Source organism: Aeromonas sp. 95A, assembly GCF_051919235.1.
In the GTDB taxonomy this organism is placed as follows: domain Bacteria; phylum Pseudomonadota; class Gammaproteobacteria; order Enterobacterales; family Aeromonadaceae; genus Aeromonas; species Aeromonas veronii.
In genome coordinates this window covers 371,740-394,247 of sequence record NZ_JBQBFC010000001.1, presented here as the reverse complement: position 1 = coordinate 394,247, position 22,508 = coordinate 371,740, and the positions used below count along the sequence as shown (strand labels likewise).

The following is a 22,508-nucleotide window of genomic DNA, read 5'->3' as shown; positions in this document are numbered from 1 at the left end:
CCAGGCATCCGGCACTACACTCAATAAGGTGAACACTCCTCATTTTGGGTAGGTAGAATATGCGCATCTCCGCCGGTCACTGCCGTCAGTTGGGGGCCACACCCGACAGTAACGGCGTCAACTTTGCGATCTGGGCACGCCTCGCCAGCCGGGTCGAACTGCTGCTCTTCGCAAGCGCAGACGATGCGACCCCCGAGGTGATCCCCCTCTCCCCGCGCCTCAACCGCACCGCCTACTACTGGCATATCCATGTGGAGGGGATCTCGGTCGGGCAGCGTTACGCCTATCGCATTCAGGGCCCGTGGCGCCCATATGGCGGCACCCGCTTCGATGCCGAGAAAGTGTTGCTCGACCCTTACGGCCGCAGCATCGAGCTTGGCGCCAATTACGATCGATGGGCGGCGGCCCGTCCAGGCAGCAATCTGGCTTGTTGCGCCAAAAACAAGGTGGTCGATACTCGCCACTACGACTGGGAAGGGGACAAACTGCCCGCTCACTCCCTCTCCCGCTCGGTGATCTACGAACTGCATCTGGGGGGCTTTACCAAGTCCCCGAGCTCCGGGGTCGATCCGGCGCTACGTGGCACCTATCTCGGGCTGATTGAGAAGATCCCCTATCTGCAATCTCTCGGCGTCACCGCCGTCGAGCTGCTGCCGGTGTTCCAGTTCGATCCTCAGGATGCGCCCAAAGGACTCTCCAACTACTGGGGTTACAGCCCCATGTCCTTTTTCGCCCCCCACGCCCAATACGCCTGCGGCGATGATCCGCTGACCGAATTTCGCGACATGGTCAAGGCGCTGCACAAGGCCAATATCGAGGTGATCCTGGACGTGGTTTACAACCACACCGCCGAAGGGGGTGATGATGGCCCCACCTTCTCGTTTCGCGGCATCGACAACGAGGCCTACTACATCCTCGACAACAACCAGAAGGACACCAACTATTCGGGCTGCGGCAACACCTTCAACGGCGCCCATCCGGTGGTGCTGCGGATGATCATGGACAGCCTCCACTTCTGGCGTCAGGAGATGCACGTCGATGGCTTTCGGTTTGATCTGGCCGCCATTCTGTCGCGGGATGAATCGGGTCAGCCGCAGGCCAATGCGCCGACCCTGCGCACTATAGATACCGACCCCAACATCGCCGACATCAAGCTAATTGCCGAAGCCTGGGACGCGGGGGGGCTCTATCAGGTGGGGTCACTGGCCGGCGCCCGCTGGCGTGAGTGGAACGGCCAGTTCCGGGATGATGTGCGCCGCTTTCTGCGCGGGGATGACAACAGCGTCACCGCCTTTGTCGAGCGGCTCTGCGGCAGCCCCGACATCTACCACTATCACCACGCCGATCCCGAGAAGAGCATCAACTTCGTTACCTGCCACGACGGTTTTACCCTGTGGGACTGGGCCAGTTACAACAGCAAGCACAACGAGGCCAACGGGGAGGAGAACCGTGACGGCTGCGATCACAACTTCAGCTGGAACCACGGCCATGAAGGGGTAACGGAAGATTCCCAGATCAACGCCCTGCGGATGCGCCAGGCCAAAAACATGATGGTGGCGACCCTGCTCTCGGTGGGCTCCCCCATGCTGCTGATGGGGGATGAGCTGCTGCGCACCCAGCGGGGCAACAACAACGGCTACTGTCAGGACAATGCCACCTGCTGGATGAACTGGCTGCCCAATGCCCGCAGTCAGGAGATGTTCCGCTTTATGAAGGAGCTGATCCAGTACCGCAAACACCTGTTCCAGCGCCCGGAGCAGGAGAGCATGCCGCTGTCGCTCACCGAGATCCTGCGCCACAGCGAGATCTGCTGGCACGGGGTCAACGCCGGGCAACCGGATTTCAGCCCCCACTCCCACGCCATCGCCATGTCAGCGCTGTCGAGCGAAACCAAGCTGGCGCTCTATGTGCTGTTCAACGCCTACTGGGAACCCCTCACCTTTAACCTGCCGAGCCCCCCCAAGGGGGTCGGCGGCTACTGGCGGCGGATCCTCGATACCGCCCTCCCCTCGCCGCAAGATATCTGCACCTTCGGCATGCCGCTGGAGGGATTGACCCGGGAGTATCTCGCCCAGCCGCGCAGCAGTTGCCTCTTTATCTGCGGGGCCGACGATTTCTATTGATCGATTGCTGTGAATTGATAGCAGCGATACCTGCAAGCCAGATATGCAAAAGCCCCGAGTGTTGGCTCGGGGCTTTCTCTTTTCAGCGCCAGTGTCAGATCAGCTGGTGCAACACACTGGTAGCGGCAATCTGGGCGATCAGCAGGCCACACAGGGAGGTGGAGACCACCACAGGCGCGGTATCACGCTGCAAGTAGAGCGGGCTGAACCAGAGCAGCAGAGAGGCCACCAGCAGCGCTGCCTGGGTCACCACCGCCGGGATCAGGGCATCGAGATTGGCCTCACCCCCTTGCCAGCCCACCAGCACTGCCAGCCAGACAAGGCTGGCCATCGCCCCCATCAGACCGGCCAGTGGCAACAGGGTGTTGAATGCCTTGAGACGATGACGGGCCCGCAGCAGCATCAGGTGGGCAAAGGCAGCCCCCAGAATCGCCATCTGCAGCAGGCCGCTCACCCAGCCCTGCAGTTGCAGCAGCCCGAAGCCATAGAGAGCGAGCGGCAACGCTGGTAGCCAGAGCAGTGTCGAGGGGACTGAACGCTTGCCCTCCAGCCGTGACTGGGCCAGTGACAAGCCGACTCCGAGCACCAGTGCGCCCCCACCACTCCAGATGAGCCAGCTGGCCGCCTTGGCCTCTACCGCCAGCATCAGGGAGAGCGCGGTAATGACCCAGATGGAGAAGAGCTGCTGAGTGATGCGCGAGCGCTGGCCAGGGCAGATATCACCGCGCCACAGCACGATGCCGAGGGCGATCAGGGCGCCAAGCGCCATCAATCCGGTGAGAGGAAAGAGCCAAAAAGGGAGTTGGACGAACACGACGCCTCCAGCAGTAAAGATTCGAGGTGCGCCACCGGGGCGCCAGAGAGGGGCGAGTATACCCAAACCGGCGGCTATCCCCAATCGCGACAAACAATCGTGGGCAAACAATCAGGGGCAATTTGTCGCCAGCAGGGCTCACCTTGAGGGGCGCCCTGCTGGCAGCCATGTCCATAGGGACGGGATACGGCGCTGGCGTTAGCCCTGACCGCGGGCCAGCGCCACCACCCGGGCAAACATCTGGCGGATCACCGGCGGAATATGCTCGGCGCCTAGCCGCTCCGCCTCTTCCACCACCGCCAGCGCCATTCCCGGCTTGCTGCGGTGATGGATCGCCTTGTTGATGATGTGACTGGCGCTCCACATGGCGCGCCCGCCCACCCCCGCCTCGCGGCGAAACACCGCTTCAAAACCGTTGTGATAGAGGTAGTGCTCGATGTCGGCGGCAGGGAGCTGGGTCAGTCGGTCCCGCTCCCGCTCTCCCTTGAGCTGGCCACGGGCCGAGGTGGCATACTTGAGCCCCGCCTCGTCGCCATCGGTCAGCAGGTGCCACTCGATGCCAAAATCCCGCGCCACCTTGATGAGCGGCGACTGGCCGCACTGGGCAAACTCGATGATCCGCACCCCTTCGGCCCGCAGACTGTAACCGCAGATCTGGGCCAGCTCGGAGAGCAGCCAGATCTCGGTCTCCCCCTCCACCAGCAGCCAGCAACGGGCAAACAGCGACATGGGGCGGTTGATCCGCACATGGAAGGCGATCTTGCGCAGATCGTCGCTGCTGTAACGCTCCCCCCCCAGCTGGTGACAGAGGATATCCTGCTGACGGCGCACCAGCCGCCGCACCTGATTGAGCGGCAGGGAAGAGAGCAAGTCCCCCGAGTTGGTGGTGAGCAGCTTCTGGCCCGGCAGTTGTTCCAGCAGCCCCCACGCCAGCGCCAGCATGGTCGGGTGCAGCCGGCTCTCCGGGTCCTCCAGGATCATGATGGGACGGGCCCCCTCCTCCAGCTCGCGGTTGCCACGCGCCTGCAACAAGGTAGCCGCCATCCCCGCCATCGCCAACTGCAGCGCACGGTTATCGGCGCGGCGCAGCAGGGTATGCAGGTTGCCCGGATTGCGCAATGTCATGGGGCGATTGATGATGTCGCGCTGACTGCGCGGCTTGTTCTTGATGGGGGCCAGGGCGTTGAAATAGTGATCCATCAGCTGGCGCACCGCCTGCAACGCCTCTTTGAGCTCCGGCTCGCCGATCCGCTGGGGTTCGTCGATCAGCTTGTCCGCCAGCTCGCTCAAGCGATGCTCGGAGAGATCTCCCCACTGCAATGTCTCCACCCCGTTGCGAGCGGTACGGGCGTCCCGCAGCCGGAACACCGGGTTCATGGTGATGAGCATGCAGACAAGCTCGTGGGTGTTGGCGATGGGCAAGCTCTTGCCTACCCCGTCGAGAAAGTCGTGAATGGTGAGCACAGAGCCATCCGCCTGCAGCTCGGCGCTGGCGCGATAGTGAATGCGGTGGAATTTGTCCTTGTGCAGCACCCAGGAGGGGCAAAGACGGGCCAGCCGACGGGAGTGCTGACACATCTGGGGTCTGTGCTCACTGAAGGTGAGCACCAGTTGCAGGTGGCGCGCCGGGGCCAATTCGGGATCTTCCGGTTGGTGAAAATCCTCGGCGGTGAACTGATAGGGCTCGGCATCCTGCCCCAGCAGACACCAGAGGGCGCGCAGCAGGCTTGATTTGCCCCAGGTATTTTCACCAATCAGCACTGTGGTGTGATCCAGCCCGAGCGACAGGCGATTAATCCCGCGAAAACCTTTTACTTCAATACGTTCCAGAAACATCCAGCCATGTCCACATCATTGTGATGGGGCAATAGTGGCAAAGTTACCGGAAAAATCCTATCGCAGGCGGGGCTTTTTCAACGTGAACTGTGAGGCACTGCAGGTTCGGGAGGGGTAACGACAGCGGTGCGATCTTGCGGGGCATTCCAGTGGCTGAACCAGAGATGACGGGTACGGATTTGACGTTTGCGATAATTCAATGGGCATTCCTTTCAATGGATAAGTGGTAGAGAGTACACCTCTTTTGCCCAAAGTCTCAGGGTTATCTGTGACGGGAAGATGACAATTGTGCCCGCCACTGCCCCGGCGTCAAACCAAACGCCTCGCGAAAACGATTACCGAAATGGGCCTGGGAAGAGAAGCCACACTGACTGGCGATACTGGCCAGTGGCTCGGGGCCAGCCAACAGCTGCTTGGCCCGTTTGAGCCGCAGCCCCAGCAGATAGCGGTGGGGCGGGCAGCCGAGACTCTGGCCGAACATGCGGGCAAAGTGATACTCGCTCAGCCCCGCCTGCTGGGCCAGCTCTGCCAGCGTGACCGAATCGGCCAGATGGGCCTGCAGATACTCCTGCACCCGCTTGATCACCACGGGCGCCAGCCCGCCGCGCAGAGGCGGCAGACCGGGAGCCTCCTCGGTGTGGTGGCGGTAGGCGTGGAGGATCAACATCCAGGCGCCGTGGGAAAGCGCCAGCCGATCGACCCCGTGCTGCCACTGCAGTTGCATCACCTAGCGCTGCACCAGTCCGGCCGCCTGCGGATCGTCGATAAAGGTCTTGTCCACCAGTTGCAGGTGGCGCCCCTCCTTGTCACACACCTCCTCGGCGATACGGGTGAGGTGAGCCGGGGTGAAGTAGAGATGAAAGAAGCGAAACTCTTCGCGCACCAGCCACTCGGATCTGTGGTGATCCGGCATGATGCACACCTTGCCGGTGCCGCCGTGGCCACCCGGCCCATCGAGTCGCTCGGTCTGCTCGCCTCCTTGCAGATAGACGCTCAGGGTGTGGTGGCCCGGCTTGTGATAGCGGGTCTGGTCATAGCAGTTGCGCCAACTGGCGACGCCAAGCCCGGGTTCGAGCCAGCAGGCGTCCTCCAGCCGGGCGCCGGTGCTGACCAGTGCATCAAATACCCCTGCTGTTTTCATTCGCCCCTGCCGCCTGTTCCGGTTATGTGTACGGGTTATCCCGCTGCCATCCATCTTACCGACCGCGCCCGCAGATGACAGCGCAGGGCGATGAAAAACCGCAAGATGGTGCAATCCAGCCATCAGGGCTCGCCCCATAGTGGGTCATCTCTCCCTGACTCACCGGAACTGTGATGAATCTGATGCTCTATCTTGCCACCGTGCTTATCTGGGGCAGCACCTGGATTGCCATCGCCTGGCAACTTGGCCCCATCCCCATCGAGGTCTCGGTGCTCTATCGCTTCCTGCTGGCAGCGGTGGCACTGTTTGCACTGCTCACCGCCAGCGGCCGCTTTCCGCGCCTGCCGTGGCATGGCCAGCGCTATGCGGCGCTGCTCGGTGCCCTGCTCTTTTCCACCAACTTTCTCTGCTTCTACCACGCCACACGCTATATCCCGAGCGGCATGTCGGCGGTGATCTTCGCCAGTGCCAGCATCTTCAACGGCCTCAACCTCTGGCTGTTCGAGAACAAGCGCCCCACCCTGCGCTGGTTGCAAGGCTCCTTGCTGGGGCTCTTTGGCACCCTGTTACTGTTCTGGCCGGTGCTGGCAGATGCGCAACTGGGTGCAAACGGCTGGAAGGGGCTGCTGCTCGCCTGCGGCGGCACCCTCTGCTTTTCGCTGGGCAATCTGGTCTCGGCCCGGGGCCAGCGCCACGGCTACCACGTACTGCAACTGGTGCCCTGGGGCATGGTTTACGGCGTGGTGCTGTTGCTGGGCTGGGTCATATTGCTCGGGCAGCAACTGGTGGTGCCGACCGATGGCCACTATCTGGCGGCCATGGTCTACCTCGCCCTGTTTCTCGGTGATCGCCTTTACCGCCTATCTGACGCTGGTGGGGCGCATCGGTGCCAGCAAGGCCTCCTACGCCACCGTGCTCTTTCCGCTAGTGGCGCTTACCCTATCCACCTTTTATGAAGGCTTTGTCTGGCAGCCGGTCTCGGTGGCCGGAGTGGTGATCAGCCTCATCGGCAATCTGGTGATCTTCGCGCCGCCCTTAAGCGAATGGCGCATTCGACCGGCCAAGGCAGCAAACGACCCTTGCTCCTGAGCCAGTCAGCCCCTAAGGTAACGCTGATCCAATCTGTGACGACTCTGATGGCGATAAACAAGGGGGCGAGATGTTACTGGAAGGGCTGGAGACGCTGAGCCTGCTGGCAAGTGAAGGAACCATGGCCAAGGTGGCCAGTCGCCTCTATATCAGCCAGTCGGCGGTGAGCAAGCGGATTGCCCAGCTGGAGCAACGCCTTGGCAAGAAGTTGATCGAGCCGGAGGGGCGCCAGATCCGCCTCACCCCGCAGGCCAAGGAGCTGCTGGAACGAGTTGCCCCGAGTCTGGCCGAAATGAAGGGGGTGCTGGCCGATAGTCAGGATCTGGCGGATCAGAGCCCCCTCCCCATCGCCTGCTCTGAAACCCTGCTGGCGGGTTATCTCGCCCACTTTATGCGCGACTATCTGGAGCGCGATCCCCATCTTGCCCTCTCTACCCACCACACGCCGGTCATTCTGGCTCGGGTGCGCAGCGGTGATGCCCTGCTCGGCATCTGCGCCGGTCGGCTCCCACCCGGCCATGGCCTCGGCGCCGATCTGCTGCTTGAGGAGCCCTTCTATCTGGTGGGCGAAACGCAGCAGAGCCTGCCGCCAGCCAGCGCAGAAAGCAGGTGCAAGATCCTCACCATGGATCTGGAGAACCCCTCCAACCGTTACCTGCGCGAACCGCTGGCTTATTTGGGGCTGGAGCCCGCCATGGAGCTCGACTCCTATCTTGCGCTCATCGAACTCGCCAAGGCAGGTATTGGCCCTGTGCTGCTCCCCGCTGGCCTGCTGGGGCTGGTGGAAGAGCAGGGAGAAATGGCGCGTCCACTGCCCGGGCTGGGCCGCCCCCTGCATCTGGTCTACCGGCCAAACAGCCTAAAGAGAGAGCGGATCGCCAGACTGGTCAGCGCCCTGCACCAACACTTTCGCCACTGCAGCGACACACCGCGCTAGCGCTGTAAAACACCAGATATGACAACGGGGCCCGAGGGCCCCGTTAACAATTGCGATGCGGCAAGCAAGGCGCACATCAGATCCAGGCAAACAGCTCCGGATACTGGCTCCACACCAGCTTGGCGGACATCAGCAAGGAGACGGTCACCAGCAGCGGCTTGATCAGCTTCACCCCTTTTTTCAGCACCATCTTGGAGCCAAAGCGGGCGCCGATAAACTGCCCCAACGCCATGCAAAAACCGACACTCCACACCACCTTGCCACCAAGAGCAAAGAACAGCAGGGAGGCAATATTCGAGGTGAAGTTGAGCAGCTTGGTATGGGCGGTGGCGCGCGCCATGCCAAAGCCTGCCAGCGCCACGAAACCGATGGCAAAAAACGAACCTGTGCCCGGCCCGAAAAACCCGTCATAAAAGCCGACCCCGCCCCCCACCAACAGCGCAAACAGCATGGGAGTCAGACGGCGGGAGCTCTCGGCATCGCTTACCCGCGGCGAGAAGTAGAAGTAGCAGGCAAAGGCCATCAGCAGGAAAGGGAGCAGGCGCTCGAGAATGGCGGCGTCTATGGTCTGCACCGCCAGCGTGCCGATAGCCGCACCGATAAAAGTGCAGATCACCGCAGGCCAGATCATGGCCCACTCCAGCAGCCCCTTGCGGGCATAGAACCAGGTGGCGGAGAAGGAGCCAAAACTGCTCTGCAGCTTGTTGGTACCGAGCACCAGCGCGGGCGGCATGCCGGTGGCAAGCAACGCTGGCACCGTCAGCAAGCCGCCGCCACCGGCGATGGCATCGATAAAGCCGGCGACAAGCGCCACACCGAACAGGGCAAACAGGGTAACCAGTTCCAATTCCATCCATAGACCTCACGAGAGTGGGTTGCCCGAAGAGTCGAGCAACCGGAGATAACCAAAACGACGTTGTGCGGGGGGCTGCACAGGCTGTCCGCTATCCTAGCGGGCCCCTGTACATGAATCTAACGAAACAGTGGCAGCCAATTGATTCCTGATTTTCATTGATTTGAGCGGCCATGCCCCTGCCCCCCCTCAGAAGGCCAGTTAGCAAGCCGTTGAAGCAACGTTCGCTTCCTTGATGGCCGCCAGCGCCTCACAGAGATGATCCTCATCGGCACCGGGGAAACGGCTGACCCGCCCGGCCATGTAGCGGCTGCTGAACAGATTGAACCAGTGCTGCAGTGCCTGCCCCGCCTTGAGCTCCCCCGCCACTTCCAGCACGCAGGCCGCCACTTCGGCGGTGCAGAGGTGCTCGTCGCAGTTGGCCACCCGCATGCCGTAGGTGGAGAGCGTATCGGGTTTGATGGCGAGCACCGGAAAACCGTCCAGATAGGGGCTCTTGTTGAACATCTTGCGCGCCTCCGGCCAGGTGCCATCGAGCAGGATAAAGAGCGGTTTTTTACCCGGTGCCAGCGTCACCTCACCGATCAGGCGGGCAGGCTCCTTCTCGCAAGCGGGAAAGACTACATAGGGCTGCCAAGCGGGATCGGCCAGCAGGGCCAGTAACTCGGGATGGGGCTGGGTGCGCGACCAGAGAAACGCCCAGGTGGTATCCGGCAACACATCGGCGATCAGGCGACCGGTGTTGGAGGGCTTCATCGGCTCGCTGTCATACATCAGCAGGCAGAAACCGGCCTCCGCTTTGAGCTCGGGGCGCCACTCGCAGGCACACCAGTCCTCGCGCAGCTGACAGGCCGGACAGCGGGCCAGGGTGCCGCCACGGGCAAGAAACGGTCGGGTAGAGATACTCTTGCGCCAGGCCCGCAGGCGGTTGACGGCGTGATCAGGAACAGGCTTCATCTAGGTTCACAACTGGAGTCAAAACAGGAACGGCAGCGGTGCCAACAAGTCACGGCGCCACAGGGCGCGATAACAGAGGGCTGCCGGAAAAGGGCAAGATTGTACCGAGTTACGCGCTGGCGGAACAGCAATCCCTGCCCCTTTCGCCAGACGCAGTGCCAACCCCTCTTGTCTTACGACTCCTGACAGCTGCGCAGCAGCTCCAGCAACAGGCTGCCATCGCGCAGTGCCTTGTGCACCTGCACCGAGGTGGGCTTGGTGGGATCTTCGTAGAAGTGGGTGGATTCAATCTGCAGCCGCACCAGATATTCGGCGGGCAACTGGCTGGCCAGCGACTGGTGCAACATGGGGAAGAGCAGCCGATCGGCACGGGTGATTTCCCCCCCAGCAGCAGCTTGCCCGGATTGAGCAGGCAGATGAGGTTGGAGAGCACCTTGGAGAGGCGACCCGCCGCCTGATGGAGAATATCCTGGCAAAGGCTGTTGCCCGCCAGCGCCAGCTCGCACAGCTCGCGAATGGTGACGCTCTCTGGCAAGTCGTGCTCCTGCATCCGCTCACGCAGATCCCGGTATTGCGCCTCCAGTGCCTGATTGGTCACCAGGGTGCAGGCGCAGCCAAAGCCGCCGCAGTAGCAGCGCTGGCCATAGGGTTCGAGCTGCAGGTGGCTGAGATCCCCGAGCAGCGCATTTTCGCTCTCGATGAGTTGACCATTGACCACCATGCCGACCCCGATGTCGTTGTGAACGAACACCAGCACCGCATCGGCGCAATTCTTGGCGGCCCCCCACTCCCGCTCGGCCTGGATCCAGGTGCGCACGTCACCGCTCACCAGCACGGGTACCGAGAACGCCTGTTGCAGAGTCGGGCCAAGGGGCCAGTTGCGCAGATCGTAGAAGGGGAAGTGCTTGACCATGCCGGAGTGGCGCTCTACCTGACCCGGCAGACAGAGGGCGATGCAGGCCAGACTGAGGGACTTTCTCGGCAAAAACACCTTGATGGCATGCACCAGACTGCCCAGCAGATCGGCGCGCTCCTCCTCGGTAAAGAGGTGGCGCTGGCGGGCCAGCGAGCGACCGGAGAAGTCAAACAGCGCCATATCCACGTAGCCACGGCCAAGACGCATGGAGAGAAACTGGAAGCGGCGCTCGTTAATGCGCAGCAAGGTCTGACGACGGCCGCGCCCCACCGAACTTTCACCACAGGTGACCACCAGACCCCCATCGAGCAGTTCCCTGGTGATCTTGGTGATACTAGCAGGCGAGAGGCCGGTCAGGCGGGAGAGATCGGTGCGCGACAGCTCCTTGTGCTCTTCCAGGCTGGCATAGACCAGGCCGTAGTTGAGCTGCCGGATCAAATCGATACTACCTTTCACGATCTCATTCATAGGGTATGGGGCAAAGGCTGAAAAAAAGAGGCTGGCAATTTTCACACATTATTGGTCAATCCCCAAATAAAGTGCGGCCTGAACAAGGGGTCAGGCCGCATCTTGTGGTTGCCGTCACGGACCATTACAAGATCAATAACGGAATTGCGAGACCAGTTTGCGCAATTTGTCGCCGGTACTGGCCAGATCGCGGGTGGTGCTGTTGGATTCCACCGCCGCGCTGGTCAGCTCGCTGACAATCTGCTGAATGGCCACCAGGTTCTTGTTGATCTCCTCGGAGACTGCGTGCTGCTCCTCGGCGGCGGTGGCGATCTGGATGTTCATGTCGTTGATGGTACTGACCGCCATCACCATGCTGTCGAGGGAGCTGGCGATATGGCTCGCCTCCTGCACCGTCTCCTGGCTGCGATCCTCGCTCGCCTGCATCACCTCCACCGCCTGCTTCACCCCGCCCTGCAGACGTTGCAGCATCTCGTTGATCTCCTTGGTACTCTGTTGGGTACGACCGGCCAGCGAACGCACTTCGTCCGCCACCACCGCAAAACCCCGCCCCTGCTCACCGGCGCGGGCCGCCTCGATGGCAGCGTTCAGCGCCAGCAGGTTGGTCTGCTCGGCAATGCCGCGAATGACCTCCACCACCGAGCCAATCTTGGCAGTCTCTTGCGCCAATTGTTCGATAACGCCGGAAGCAGTATGTACCTCCCCCACCAGCCGGTTGATACTGTTGATGGCCCCGCTCACCACACCCCGGGCGGCGTCCGATTCACGAGCCGCATCGCTGGTTGCCGTCGCGGCATTGGAGGCACTGGCCGCCACCTCCTGCGCGGTGGAGCTCATTTCGGTCACCGCGGTGACCACCTGATCGGTCTCGCGACTGTGACCCTGCATCTGATGGTCATAGTGCTCGCTCAGATGGTGCAACTTGTCGACCGCGCTGAAGAGGTGGTTGCTGGTCTCGCCCACCTGACTCACCACCGACTGGATCCGCTCGACAAAGCGGTTGAAAGCGCTGGCCAGTTGGCCAATCTCGTCCTCGCTTTGCACCTTGAGGCGCTGAGTCAGATCCCCGTCGCCGTTGGCGATATCGTTCAATGCCAGCACCGCATCCGCCAGCGGCTTGGTGACCCGATTGCCCACAATAACGGTCGCCGCCAGGGTGATACCGAGGATCAACAGGATCACCAGCACACTGCTCTGCAACGAGGCATGCATGTTGCTCTCGCGCTCTGCCCGCAGGGCTGCCAGCTCGTTGTCGATATCATCGATATAAAAACCGGTGCCAATGGCCCACTGGTATTTGTCCAGCACCAGAGTAAAGGCAAGTTTGGGGGCATCGCGACCGATGGAGGGCTTGGCCGTCCAGTATTCGGTAAAACCATCCCCCTGACGGGCCGATTTAAGGATCTCCTGGATCAGCAATTTGCCCTTGGCATCCTTGTCGTTCCAGCGGTTTTTCCCCTCCAGCTCAGTACGCACCGGCAACAGTATGGTGTTGCCCTCGAAGTCATAGACAAAGAAGTAGCCATCACTGCTGTAACGCAGCGGCCTGAGCAACTCTTTGACCTTTTGACGATTTTCCGGTGAATCCGGCAGAGAATACACGGCATCGACAGCGGTTTTGGCCATCATGATGTAACTGCTGAGCAGCGCTTTACGCTCCTTGATGGCATTTTCCCTCGCCACCACCAGATCAGACTCCAGATCGCGCTTGGAGACCATGTAGTTACTGAGATTGACCACCAGGGCCATCAACAGTACGGGGACTGCACCCAGTAACAGGATTTTCTGCTTTAGCGTCATCTTTCACATCCTTGCAGCTGTTTTTATTGGAATTCCTTGCTTACTCATCAGTATAGGTGCTGGCAGGGCGAGCCCAGCTTTCGTTACAATTCCCTTAAACAAATCGGCCAGAACGTGAAAATCATGAATCTTTGTCCTTGCGGCTCAACCCTTTCTCTCGAATTGTGCTGTGGCTCACGTCACAGTGGCGCTGTGGCTGACACCCCGGAACAGCTGATGCGCTCTCGCTACAGCGCTTTTGTGCTCGGTCTGGGGGAGTATCTGGTCCATAGCTGGCACCCGGCCCACCTTGGCGGCCTCACCGCCGAAGAGCTTTCACGCATCGACACCCGCTGGGATGGTCTCGAGATCATCGCCAGCCAGGGCGGCCCGGAGGATGAAACCGGGATGGTGGAGTTCAAAGCCTGGTTTCTGGAAGGGGATGAGCGTCACTGCCTCCATGAGCGTTCCCGCTTCGTGCGTTATCAGGGCCGCTGGGTCTACACCGATGGAGAGCAGGATCCGGCCCCACTCAAGGCGGGACGCAACGATCCCTGCCCCTGTGGCAGCGGCAAAAAGCACAAGAAGTGCTGCGGCTGACGCATCACACACCCACCAGACTCGTCAAACAGTGACAAGGGGCATCCGATGCCCCCTTTTTTGTACCTGCCATTCGCCACCAGCCCATTAACCGCTGCGATAACAAGCGTGACAAATGTCACATAATGCTCATTAACGCGCGAGCAAATGAGCGTTTGCGAACGCAAATTTGGCCCATATCAAACATTTCCACTCAGAAGTAGGCCACACTGGCCTCATCTGGAAGAGATGAGACGGGCAACAATGAAAAGAATAACTACACAAGTCGTCATCATAGGCGGCGGTGCCACAGGGGCCGGCATCATGCGCGATTGCGCACTGCGCGGCATCGACTGCATCCTGCTCGAGCGCGATGATATCGCCGCCGGCACCACCGGCCGCAACCACGGCCTGCTCCACTCCGGTGCCCGCTACGCGGTAACGGATCAGGAGTCCGCCCGCGAATGCATCCAGGAAAACCGCATCCTCAAGCGGATTGCCAGCCACTGTGTCGAGGACACGGGCGGCCTCTTCCTCACCCTGCCGGAAGATGACATCAATTTCCAAACCACCTTTATGGATGCCTGCGCCCTGGCCGGTATCGAAACTCGCCAACTTGATCCCGGTGAAGCCCTGCGCATGGAGCCCAACGCCAACCCGGCGATGATCGGCGCCATCCATGTGCCGGATGGCACGGTCGATCCGTTCCGCCTCGCCGCCGCCAACGTGCTGGACGCGAAAGAGCACGGCGCCCGCATTTTCACCCACTGCAAGGTGCTGGGGCTGCTGCGCACGCAAGATCGGGTACACGGGGTCAAGGCGATCAATATCCGCACCGGCGAAGCGTTCGAGGTGGAGTGTCAGGAGGTGATCAACGCCGCCGGCATCTGGGGCCAGCAAATTTGCGAATACGCCGATCTCGGCATCCGCATGTTCCCGGCCAAGGGCTCCCTGCTCATCATGGATTACCGGATCAACCAGCTGGTGCTCAACCGCGCCCGCAAACCGGCGGATGCGGACATTCTGGTGCCGGGCGATACCATCTCCCTCATCGGCACCACCTCCAGTCGCATCGATTACAACAAGATTGACCAGCTCACCGTCGAACCCGAAGAGGTCGAAGTGTTGCTGCGCGAAGGTATCAAGCTCGCTCCCATCATGGCGCGCACCCGACTGCTGCGCGCCTACGCCGGGGTGCGCCCGCTGGTAGCGGTGGACGGTGACGACACCGGCCGCAACATCAGTCGCGGCATCGTGCTGCTGGATCACGCCGAGCGCGACGGCCTCAAGGGCTTCAACACCATCACCGGCGGCAAGCTGATGACCTACCGCCTGATGGCGGAGTGGGCCACCGATCTGCTGGCCAAGAAACTCGGCAACAGCAAACCTTGCCAAACCGCCGAACTGAGCCTGCCCGGTTCGCGGGATCCGGAAAAGGTCTCCGCCCCCGGTCTCTCGGTGCCGGTCGAAGGCTCAGCCCAATACCGCCACGGCGAGCGGGTCATCGCCTTCTTCCGTGACAATCCCAAGGCCAACGCCCTGATCTGCGAGTGCGAAATGGTCACCGCGGGTGAAATCGAATACGCCCTGCGCGAGCTGGATGTGGACAACCTCATCGACCTGCGCCGCCGCACCCGTCTGGGAATGGGGCCCTGCCAGGGCGAGCTGTGCGCCTACCGCGCCGCCGGTCTGATGCAGGAGTATGGCAAAGCTGACGGCCGTCAGGCCTGCGTCATGCTGCGCCAGTTCCTGGAGGAGCGCTACAAGGGGACCCGCCCCGTCCTGTGGGGCGATGCCCTGCGCGAGGCCGAGTTCACCTACTGGATCTACGAAGGGCTGTTTGGCTTGGGGGAGTGGACGGCGCCGCAGCTGGTTGCCGATACCCCACGCGACCCAACCAGCGAGACCACTCACAAGGAGAGCCGTCATGAAGTTTGACAATATCGTTATCGGCGGTGGCATGGCGGGACTCTCGGCCGCCCTGCGGCTGGTGGAGGCGGGCCAGAAGACTCTGCTGATGGCCTCCGGCCAGAGTGCCCTGCACTTCTCCTCCGGCTCAGTCGATCTGCTCGAAAGCGAGGGAGATCCCCGCGCCGCCCTGCCCGCCTTTATGGCTGCCCATCCGGATCACCCCTACCGCAAAGTCGGAATGCAGAATATCGAAGCGAGCCTGGCCGATCTGCAGCGCCACTGCGCCGAACAGGGATTGCCGCTAGTGCGCCACGACACCAACCACCAGCGCCTGACCCCCATCGGCACCCTCAAGCGTACCTGGCTCTCCCCCGATACCTGTGCCTGCGTCACCGATGCGCCGATCCCGGATGTACTGCTGCTGGCCACCCTCGAGGGCTTTCGTGACTTTCATCCGGCACTGGCGGCGGCCAATCTGGCGACCCATCCGCGCTTTGCCCACTGCCGCATTCTGACCGGCGAAATCCGCCTGCCCCAGCTGGCCGAATTCAGCCGCAATCCCCACGAGTTTCGCTCAGCCGACATCGCGCGCCTCTGTGACAAGCATCATCTGGTGGCCGATCTGGCCCGCGAGATCAGTCGCATGGTGCAGGAGAGCGGCGTACCCGGCTGCCGCCATATCGTGCTGCCCGCCTGCCTGTCGCTGGGGCTGGTTGGCCCGCGTCTGGCGGAGCTGGAACAGCGTACCGGCTGCACCATCAAGGAGGTGGCCACCATGCCGCCGTCACTGATCGGCATGCGGATGCAGGAGGCGCTCAAGCGCCGCTTTATGGCCCTTGGCGGCACCTTCCTCACCAGCGAGCGGGTGCTGGGCGCCCGCTACGAAGGTGACCGGGTAGTCGGCGTACATACCCAGAATGGCGATGATCAGCTGTTCGAGGCGGACAACTTCGTGCTTGCCTCCGGCAGCTTCTTCAGCCGCGGGCTGGAATCCCGTCTGCGTGGCATTCGCGAACCCATCTTCGATGCCGATGTGTTGAGTCTGGAGGAACGTGATGCCTGGGCCGGTCGTCGCCTGTTTGACCATCACCCCTTCATGGGCTTCGGGGTCAAGACCGACGACAAACTCAGAGTGCTGCGTGGCGGCAAGCCGCTCACCAACCTCTATGGCGCGGGCAGTGTCTTGGCCCATTACGACCCAATTCGTGAAGGTTCCGGCTCCGGCGTTGCCGTTGCCACCGGCTGGCAGGCTGCCGGCCATATTCTGGGCGCGGCCCAATGATTACTACGTCCCATATCCCGTGTCTTCATCATCGCCGGGAGGAGAACTGACATGCTACTGGATCACGCCAACCAAACTTTCGATCAGTGCATCAAATGCACCGTCTGTACCGCCTACTGCCCGGTGGCCAAGGCCAACCCCGCCTACCCCGGCCCGAAACAGGCGGGCCCGGATGGGGAGCGGCTGCGGATCAAGAGCCCCGAGCTCTTTGACAGCGCCCTCAAGCACTGCACCAACTGCAAACGCTGCGAAGTAGCCTGCCCGAGCGGGGTGCGCATCGGCGATATCATCGCCAAGGCCAAGCATCAGTACAGCGGCTTCAAACCGGGGATCCGCGAGTTCGTGCTCTCCCACACCGATCTGATGGGCAGCATGTCTACCATGATGGCCCCGGTGGTCAACTTCACCACCGGCCTCAAGCCGATGAAGCTGGTGCTGGACAAGGCGCTGGGGGTCTCATCCCACCGCGACCTGCCCAAATACTCTCAGGGCACCTTCCGCGGCTGGTACAAGAAGCAAAAAGAAGCTCAGGCTCGTTATGAGCGCCAAATCGCCTACTTCCACGGCTGCTACGTCAACTACAACCACCCGCAGCTTGGCAAGGAGCTGGTACAGGTGCTCAACGCCATGAACATCGGTATGCAGTTGCTGGAGCGGGAGAAGTGCTGCGGCGTGCCGCTCATTGCCAACGGCTTTATGGACAAGGCCAAGCAGCAGGCGGCCTTTAATATCAAGCAGATGGAAAACTCCCTGCTGGGCAACGAGATGCCGCTGCTGGCCACCTCCTCCACCTGCGGCTTTACCCTGCGCGATGAATACCCCCACCTGCTGGAGCAGGACAACCACAAGGTACGGGATCGCATCTCGCTGGTGACCCGCTTCCTGTGGAATGAGTTCTACAAGGGCAACAAACCGGCGATGAAGCCGCTCAATCTGCACATCGCCTACCACACCCCCTGCCACATGGAAAAAATGGGGGGCGTCATCTACACCCTCGAATTGCTGCGCGCCATTCCCGGGGTCAAGGTGACGGTGCTGGAGTCCCAGTGTTGTGGTATCGCCGGCACCTACGGCTTCAAGTCGGAGAACTACCAGACCAGCCAGACCATCGGCGAGGGGCTGTTTGATCAGATCAACCGCCTCTCCCCCGATCTGGTGATCACCGACTGCGAGACCTGCAAATGGCAGATCGAGATGAGCACCAGCTTCCGCTGTGAACATCCGATCCACCTGCTGGCCCAGGCGCTGGCCTGAATCCCCCGGCCCTTGCGGCCGCATAAAAACAATCCACGCAGGGATAGACAAAGAGCCGGCAGTTGCCGGCTCTTCTTTTTACGCTTCACGCCCGCTATCAGGGGTGCTGGATGATCAGGCTATGTTGATCTTCCAGCATGCTCTGCAGGATATCGTGGGACGAGGTGCTGGTGAGATTCCAGCTGGTCAGGTCCACATCCTTCAGGGTGATCTGCTGGGTCACATGACCATCCCCAGCTGGCGCCACCGAGAGGTTCACATCGCTCAGGCCATTGCTTCCCGTGGTCACCGAGGCGGAGAGATGCTTGAGCAGATCATCGACACCATTGCCAGTGAACCCTTGCAGCATGTCAGCCAGATCGATCTTGTCCCCCTGTTCCGGATGGAAGTCGGTGATGGTATCGATGGCGGGCTGCCCCTGACTCCCCTCGTCCCCGTGCTGCCAGACGAAGAGATCGCTGCCAGCCCCGCCGGTGAGGATGTCGTTACCATGCCCCCCCAATAGACGGTCATCGCCGGAGGAGCCAAACAGCCAATCCCCCTGATCGGAACCGACAAGCTCATGACCACTCTGGCCGTGTACCGTGATGGTCTCAAGGGGCGTGCTGACGGTTGAGCCGCCGACACTCGACTCGGCACTGATCCCCAGCACATGGTCACCGTCGCCAAAACCGCTGAAGTAGAGCGGAACCGAGTGATCGGCCGGGATCAGCCAGTCGCCATTGCCATCGGCATGACCCACGATCTGACCATGCTCATCCTGCACCTGCGCCCCATTCAGGCCGCTGATGCGGATGGAGAGTTCACCGGTGGCCGGATTGACCACGCTGGCATTGATGCCAAGGGGGATAACGGCCCTCTGCAAGGCATGGAACGCATGCTGATCCACCGTCAGACCCGGCATATCCGGCTCGGGAGTGACCGTGATGGTCACCTGATCGGTGTCGCTCAGAGAACCGCCCGCACCGCTGTTGCCCTGATCGGAGGTAGTGACGGTAAGGGTATCTTCTCCCCAGAAATCTTTGGCCGGTTCATAATGCAGGTTACTTGCCAGCAACTGGTTGAGATCGGCCAGCGACCCCACCAGGGTGATCTCGCTGGTACCCGCTCCCTGCACCATCACGGCACCGGTTGCACCCAGCAAGGTCAGTACACCATGTTCGACCCGCAGCACCATGGAGACAGGCGCACTGCCTGCATCCACATCCTTCACGCTGACGCCGGAGAGCGACAGGGAGCCATCTTCCTTCACCGTCATGCTGCCAGGCAGCTGATTGACCGGCGCATCGTTGACCGGCTGCACCTCGATGGGCAGCACATCGGTATCGCTGAGTGCCCCGCCACTACCCGTGTTCCCCTGATCGTTGGTTACCATGGTCAGGGCGTCATTGCCGTAGAAATCACTGTTGCCCTGATAGGTGACCCCACCAGAGAGCAAGGCATTGAGATCGGCCAGCGTGCCGGTCAGCACCAGCGAACCGGTGCCGTTGCCGACTACCGTCACGCCGCTGCCAGCAGGTAGCGTCAGGGTGCCATGCTCCACCGACAGGGTGATCTTGATGGGACTGTTGCCCGCATCCACATCTTTCACCTGCAAACCGTGGATGACGAAGGGCTGATCTTCCTGCGCGACCTGAGGGGTCGTTGGCAATACGCTGATTGGCGCATCGTTGACCGGGCTTACATCCACATGGATGGTGCCATTGACCTCGGGGCCAAGGCGCCGTTGTCGAGGCTCTGGGCGGTGATCTTGAGATCCAGTGCACCGTTGGCATTATTGGTCACCAGCTCGACAGCGCCCAGCTTGCCGCCCTCGGTAGTGACCTGCCAGCGACCGCCACCCAGATCAACAACCGTCCCCGCCACGCCATTTGGCAAGCGGATCTCGGCACCATCAGGCACCCCTTCTATGGTGACCCGCACCTGCTCGGGCTTGTTCTCATGCACATTACCCGCACTGCCGCCGGTTGGCTGGGTATCCCGGGTCTCCAGCCCCAGATCCAGAGTAATCACATCCCCTTCGGTACCGCTCGCCTGACCCTGAATGTCGGCGATAAGGGCATCCCCCACCGGATTGACGGTAACGGTAAAGCTGCCACTGGTTTCGAGCGGGATGGTGAGCCCCTTGTCCAGGGTAAAGGCGCTGAGTGACAGCTCCACGGTGCCGCTGAAATCAGCTGGCGGGATCAGGGTCAGCTTGGAGAAATCGGTCCCCACGGGTACCTGCCAGACGCCGCCACCATTGTTGACCGCCGGAGCCTACAGCGTGAAGCCATCCGGTACCCCCTTGATCTGCAGCGCGACGATCTGCTCCGAGCCATCATTGTCGATAAGGGTTGCGCCAAATCCGGCAAGGTTGACCGTGCCATCCTCGCTCCCCGTGACGCTGTGCACCGAGAGCTGGGCCGGATCGTTGACCGGTCTCACCTCAAAGCCGACCTGGCCGCTCCAACTGCCGCTGTCGCTCACCTGTTGGCCACCGACCAGCGCGGTATCGACGATAGCGACCTTGATGTCGAGCGGTACCTGACCGCTGTAGTGCTCTTTGGGCACAAACACCAAGTCCTTGAGGGCAGCTACATCGTTGATCACCAGGGTGTTGACCGGCTTGCCGCTGCCATCGAGGAAGTAACCATATTTCGCATCCACCGTGATGGTGACCCGCTCAACGGTTTCGAGACCGCCGCCCGCGATGGAGGGGCTGATATCGGCCAGTTTCACCGAGAGATCGAGGTGGATCTCGCTATCTTCCAGATTGTCCGGCTGCCCGTCCTGATTGGTGTCCTGCACGGTCAGTGTCAGTTCCGGATGCTCGCCACGACCACCATTCACATCGACTACGGGGGCCACATCGACCCTAACCGTGCTGCTGTCGACCTTGATATCGCCACTGGCGGTATCGGTATTCACCACCTTCACCTCGATATTGAGCGAACCGGCAAAGTCCTGTGGCAAGCCGAGGGTCAACCCTTCCAGGCCCGCCAGTGACGGCGGCACCTTGATGACGTACTCACCGGTCGAGATGTTGTACTCGGCGCCGCTGATGGTGACGCCTGCTGGCAACCCCTTGAGGACAATGGTCACCTCGTCGCTGGCCTGATCGGCGGCGCCGATATGGATCACGCCTTTGAGCTGCTGACCAAAATCAACCCGGATATCCTCCTTGCCCACCAGCACGGCGTTGTCGTCGATATCGACAGTCGCCGCCGGCGTCTTGGGCGTCACTGGCTTGTTTTCAAATTCGGCACTGGTTTCCAGGCTCACTTTGACATGGGCGCTGGCATCGCCATCATCGCCCCGGTCGATCACCATGGCATCGATGCGGATCGGTTCGACCTTGCCGACAAACCCGTCCGGCGCATGCAGCTTGAAGCTACCGAGATTGCCCGCCGGCACGATCCAGCTGCCGTTACCGTTGTTGATACCGCCAACCACCACGAACTGATCGCCTGCACCACCGTTCAACACCGGCAGGTTGATCACCAGATAGTCGATCTCCTCCACGCTCGAGGGATCGAGGTCGGTAAAGATGAAGCGTCCAGTCAGGTCTATATCAGCACCGCTCTGCCCCACGAGAGCTCCACCGTTCTGGGCCAGCACGGCGCTGCTGTGGGGCGGTCCCCTGCTGCTGTTGGGGCTGGCGCTGTTGACTCTGTTTCGCCGCCTGACGCGCACAATGGCGCAACCCAACCCTGTCGTTAAGGCCATCGTTGAGGCTCCCCCTCAACCCGCGGCCGACCCGCGCAGCGAATTGAATTTGCTGATCATGCACGGGGAGCAAGCAGGCCTCTCCCCCGACCAACCACTCTACAGGGAGCTGAGCGCCGCCCGCCTGGCCAACGCCAACCCGGCGGCTGAGCTGGCCCTGCGCGCGCAACTGGCCAGCCAACGTGACAATCGCGGCCGCAATAACCAGCACGGGCGGGCCTTGTTGCTGCTTGGCCTCCTGGCCATCGCGGCCGTTGCCGCTGTGTATCTCAGCACCGGCCGCTATCAGGCATGGCAGGATTATGCATCCCGTCCCGATCCGCTGGCGGGGTTGAGCCCGCGGGATCTGCAGGACAAGGAGCTGGGGAGTCTGCATCAGAAGCTTCAGCGCAGCCCTGCCGATCTCGACGCTTGGGCGGCGCTCGGCCAGCTCTATCTCTATCGGGGTGAATATGACAACGCCCTGCTCGCCTACCAACGTCTCGCTCTGCTGGAGGGGGGCGCCAGCGCGGCGACTCAATCCGCCCAAGCCACCGTGCTCTACTATCAGGCGGGCCAGCAGCTGACCCCGGAGGCACTGCACCTGCTCGATAGCGCCCTCAAGCAGGACGCGGGGGAAGTGAGCGCCCTGATGCTGCTCGCCTCCGATCACTTCCTGCATGGCCGCTACAGCCAGGCCATTGCCCTGTGGCAACAACTGCTCGATGGCGAGCGCCCTCGCATCAACCGGGCTGCACTGATCGAGGCGATCCAGACGGCAAGCATAATGGGCGGGTAACCCCTTGATTGAAGGAGGGTAATCGTGGTGATATGGCGCCGCGACCACGCAAGTGGCTCAGCACTCTCTTTCAATAGACAAGG

General features: G+C 61.6%; 14 protein-coding genes and 4 pseudogenes. 8 read left to right on the top strand and 10 right to left on the bottom strand.

Annotated elements, in window-relative coordinates; translation table 11 throughout:
- Positions 1-59 precede the first annotated feature (59 nt).
- On the top strand, positions 60-2,123 hold the full coding sequence (gene glgX, locus ACTG2U_RS01730) for a glycogen debranching protein GlgX (protein ID WP_439973934.1): 2,064 nt from the start codon (positions 60-62) through the stop codon (positions 2,121-2,123).
- Between the two features lie 94 nt (positions 2,124-2,217).
- Here the strand turns inward: glgX and ACTG2U_RS01725 are convergent, their stop codons facing one another.
- The 3 genes and pseudogenes from ACTG2U_RS01725 to ACTG2U_RS01715 form a co-directional block, all read right to left on the bottom strand.
- Entirely contained in the window at positions 2,218-2,937 is a 720-nt protein-coding gene (locus ACTG2U_RS01725) for a hypothetical protein (protein WP_335812906.1), read from the bottom strand.
- A 198-nt stretch (positions 2,938-3,135) separates the two neighbouring features.
- Positions 3,136-4,773: an ATP-dependent endonuclease gene (locus tag ACTG2U_RS01720; protein ID WP_124929339.1), complete on the bottom strand. Its 1,638-nt coding sequence runs from the start codon at positions 4,771-4,773 to the stop codon at positions 3,136-3,138.
- A 262-nt stretch (positions 4,774-5,035) separates the two neighbouring features.
- Positions 5,036-5,914: pseudogene (locus ACTG2U_RS01715) on the bottom strand (helix-turn-helix domain-containing protein).
- 173 nt (positions 5,915-6,087) lie between these two features.
- Here ACTG2U_RS01715 and ACTG2U_RS01710 point away from each other — a divergent pair.
- Both ACTG2U_RS01710 and ACTG2U_RS01705 read left to right on the top strand, forming a co-directional pair.
- Positions 6,088-7,003: pseudogene (locus ACTG2U_RS01710) on the top strand (DMT family transporter).
- A gap of 70 nt (positions 7,004-7,073) precedes the next feature.
- Positions 7,074-7,940: a LysR family transcriptional regulator gene (locus ACTG2U_RS01705; protein WP_429067776.1), complete on the top strand. Its 867-nt coding sequence runs from the start codon at positions 7,074-7,076 to the stop codon at positions 7,938-7,940.
- Positions 7,941-8,016: 76 nt separating this feature from the next.
- Here ACTG2U_RS01705 and ACTG2U_RS01700 read toward each other — a convergent pair whose 3' ends face one another.
- The 4 genes and pseudogenes from ACTG2U_RS01700 to ACTG2U_RS01685 all read right to left on the bottom strand — a co-directional run bounded on the left by ACTG2U_RS01700 (position 8,017) and on the right by ACTG2U_RS01685 (position 12,934).
- A complete protein-coding gene (locus ACTG2U_RS01700) occupies positions 8,017-8,793 on the bottom strand; it encodes a TSUP family transporter (protein WP_005333472.1) in 777 nt (258 codons plus the stop codon).
- 201 nt (positions 8,794-8,994) lie between these two features.
- Positions 8,995-9,750: a tRNA-uridine aminocarboxypropyltransferase gene (locus ACTG2U_RS01695; protein ID WP_335812903.1), complete on the bottom strand. Its 756-nt coding sequence runs from the start codon at positions 9,748-9,750 to the stop codon at positions 8,995-8,997.
- Between the two features lie 173 nt (positions 9,751-9,923).
- Positions 9,924-11,134 (bottom strand): annotated as a pseudogene (locus tag ACTG2U_RS01690) (ROK family protein).
- A 132-nt stretch (positions 11,135-11,266) separates the two neighbouring features.
- Positions 11,267-12,934, bottom strand: a complete 1,668-nt coding sequence (locus ACTG2U_RS01685; RefSeq protein ID WP_182962845.1) for a methyl-accepting chemotaxis protein — start codon at positions 12,932-12,934, stop codon at positions 11,267-11,269.
- 123 nt (positions 12,935-13,057) lie between these two features.
- On the opposite strand from ACTG2U_RS01685, the gene ACTG2U_RS01680 reads away from it, so the two are divergent.
- The 4 genes from ACTG2U_RS01680 to glpC all read left to right on the top strand — a co-directional run bounded on the left by ACTG2U_RS01680 (position 13,058) and on the right by glpC (position 17,939).
- Positions 13,058-13,513, top strand: coding sequence for a YchJ family protein (locus ACTG2U_RS01680; protein ID WP_115522427.1), 456 nt, complete (start codon positions 13,058-13,060; stop codon positions 13,511-13,513).
- A 243-nt stretch (positions 13,514-13,756) separates the two neighbouring features.
- Entirely contained in the window at positions 13,757-15,430 is a 1,674-nt protein-coding gene (gene glpA, locus ACTG2U_RS01675) for an anaerobic glycerol-3-phosphate dehydrogenase subunit A (RefSeq protein WP_439973933.1), read from the top strand.
- Positions 15,420-16,685, top strand: a complete 1,266-nt coding sequence (gene glpB / locus ACTG2U_RS01670; RefSeq protein WP_439973932.1) for a glycerol-3-phosphate dehydrogenase subunit GlpB — start codon at positions 15,420-15,422, stop codon at positions 16,683-16,685. Before glpA ends, glpB begins: the two co-directional genes overlap by 11 nt.
- A gap of 51 nt (positions 16,686-16,736) precedes the next feature.
- The gene (gene glpC / locus ACTG2U_RS01665; protein WP_429122866.1) at positions 16,737-17,939 is read left to right on the top strand and encodes an anaerobic glycerol-3-phosphate dehydrogenase subunit GlpC; all 1,203 of its coding nucleotides are present in this window, start codon (positions 16,737-16,739) and stop codon (positions 17,937-17,939) included.
- A 97-nt stretch (positions 17,940-18,036) separates the two neighbouring features.
- Here glpC and ACTG2U_RS01660 read toward each other — a convergent pair whose 3' ends face one another.
- Genes ACTG2U_RS01660 through ACTG2U_RS01650 form a run of 3 tightly spaced genes read right to left on the bottom strand, consistent with a single transcriptional unit; the run spans position 18,037 to position 21,512 of the window.
- Complete coding sequence (locus tag ACTG2U_RS01660; RefSeq protein WP_439973931.1) at positions 18,037-19,629, bottom strand: type I secretion C-terminal target domain-containing protein; 1,593 nt, start codon at positions 19,627-19,629, stop codon at positions 18,037-18,039.
- Positions 19,620-20,156 carry a hypothetical protein gene (locus ACTG2U_RS01655; protein WP_439973930.1) on the bottom strand — a complete coding sequence of 179 codons (537 nt, stop codon included), beginning with the start codon at positions 20,154-20,156 and terminating at the stop codon, positions 19,620-19,622. Before ACTG2U_RS01655 ends, ACTG2U_RS01660 begins: the two co-directional genes overlap by 10 nt.
- Before the next feature lie 42 nt (positions 20,157-20,198).
- Positions 20,199-21,512, bottom strand: coding sequence for a hypothetical protein (locus ACTG2U_RS01650; protein WP_439973929.1), 1,314 nt, complete (start codon positions 21,510-21,512; stop codon positions 20,199-20,201).
- 7 nt (positions 21,513-21,519) lie between these two features.
- On the opposite strand from ACTG2U_RS01650, the pseudogene ACTG2U_RS01645 reads away from it, so the two are divergent.
- A pseudogene (locus ACTG2U_RS01645) lies at positions 21,520-22,425 on the top strand (TPR domain-containing protein); the annotation flags it as partial.
- Between the last annotated feature and the right edge of the window lie 83 nt (positions 22,426-22,508).

Excerpts from the sequence above, each read along its gene's own strand:
- glgX (WP_439973934.1), top strand. The coding sequence starts at position 60 with ATGCGCATCTCCGCCGGTCACTGCCGTCAGTTGGGGGCCACACCCGAC.
- ACTG2U_RS01720 (WP_124929339.1), bottom strand. The coding sequence starts at position 4,773 with ATGTTTCTGGAACGTATTGAAGTAAAAGGTTTTCGCGGGATTAATCGC.
- ACTG2U_RS01705 (WP_429067776.1), top strand. The coding sequence starts at position 7,074 with ATGTTACTGGAAGGGCTGGAGACGCTGAGCCTGCTGGCAAGTGAAGGA.
- ACTG2U_RS01700 (WP_005333472.1), bottom strand. The coding sequence starts at position 8,793 with ATGGAATTGGAACTGGTTACCCTGTTTGCCCTGTTCGGTGTGGCGCTT.
- ACTG2U_RS01695 (WP_335812903.1), bottom strand. The coding sequence starts at position 9,750 with ATGAAGCCTGTTCCTGATCACGCCGTCAACCGCCTGCGGGCCTGGCGC.
- ACTG2U_RS01685 (WP_182962845.1), bottom strand. The coding sequence starts at position 12,934 with ATGACGCTAAAGCAGAAAATCCTGTTACTGGGTGCAGTCCCCGTACTG.
- ACTG2U_RS01680 (WP_115522427.1), top strand. The coding sequence starts at position 13,058 with ATGAATCTTTGTCCTTGCGGCTCAACCCTTTCTCTCGAATTGTGCTGT.
- glpA (WP_439973933.1), top strand. The coding sequence starts at position 13,757 with ATGAAAAGAATAACTACACAAGTCGTCATCATAGGCGGCGGTGCCACA.
- glpB (WP_439973932.1), top strand. The coding sequence starts at position 15,420 with ATGAAGTTTGACAATATCGTTATCGGCGGTGGCATGGCGGGACTCTCG.
- glpC (WP_429122866.1), top strand. The coding sequence starts at position 16,737 with ATGCTACTGGATCACGCCAACCAAACTTTCGATCAGTGCATCAAATGC.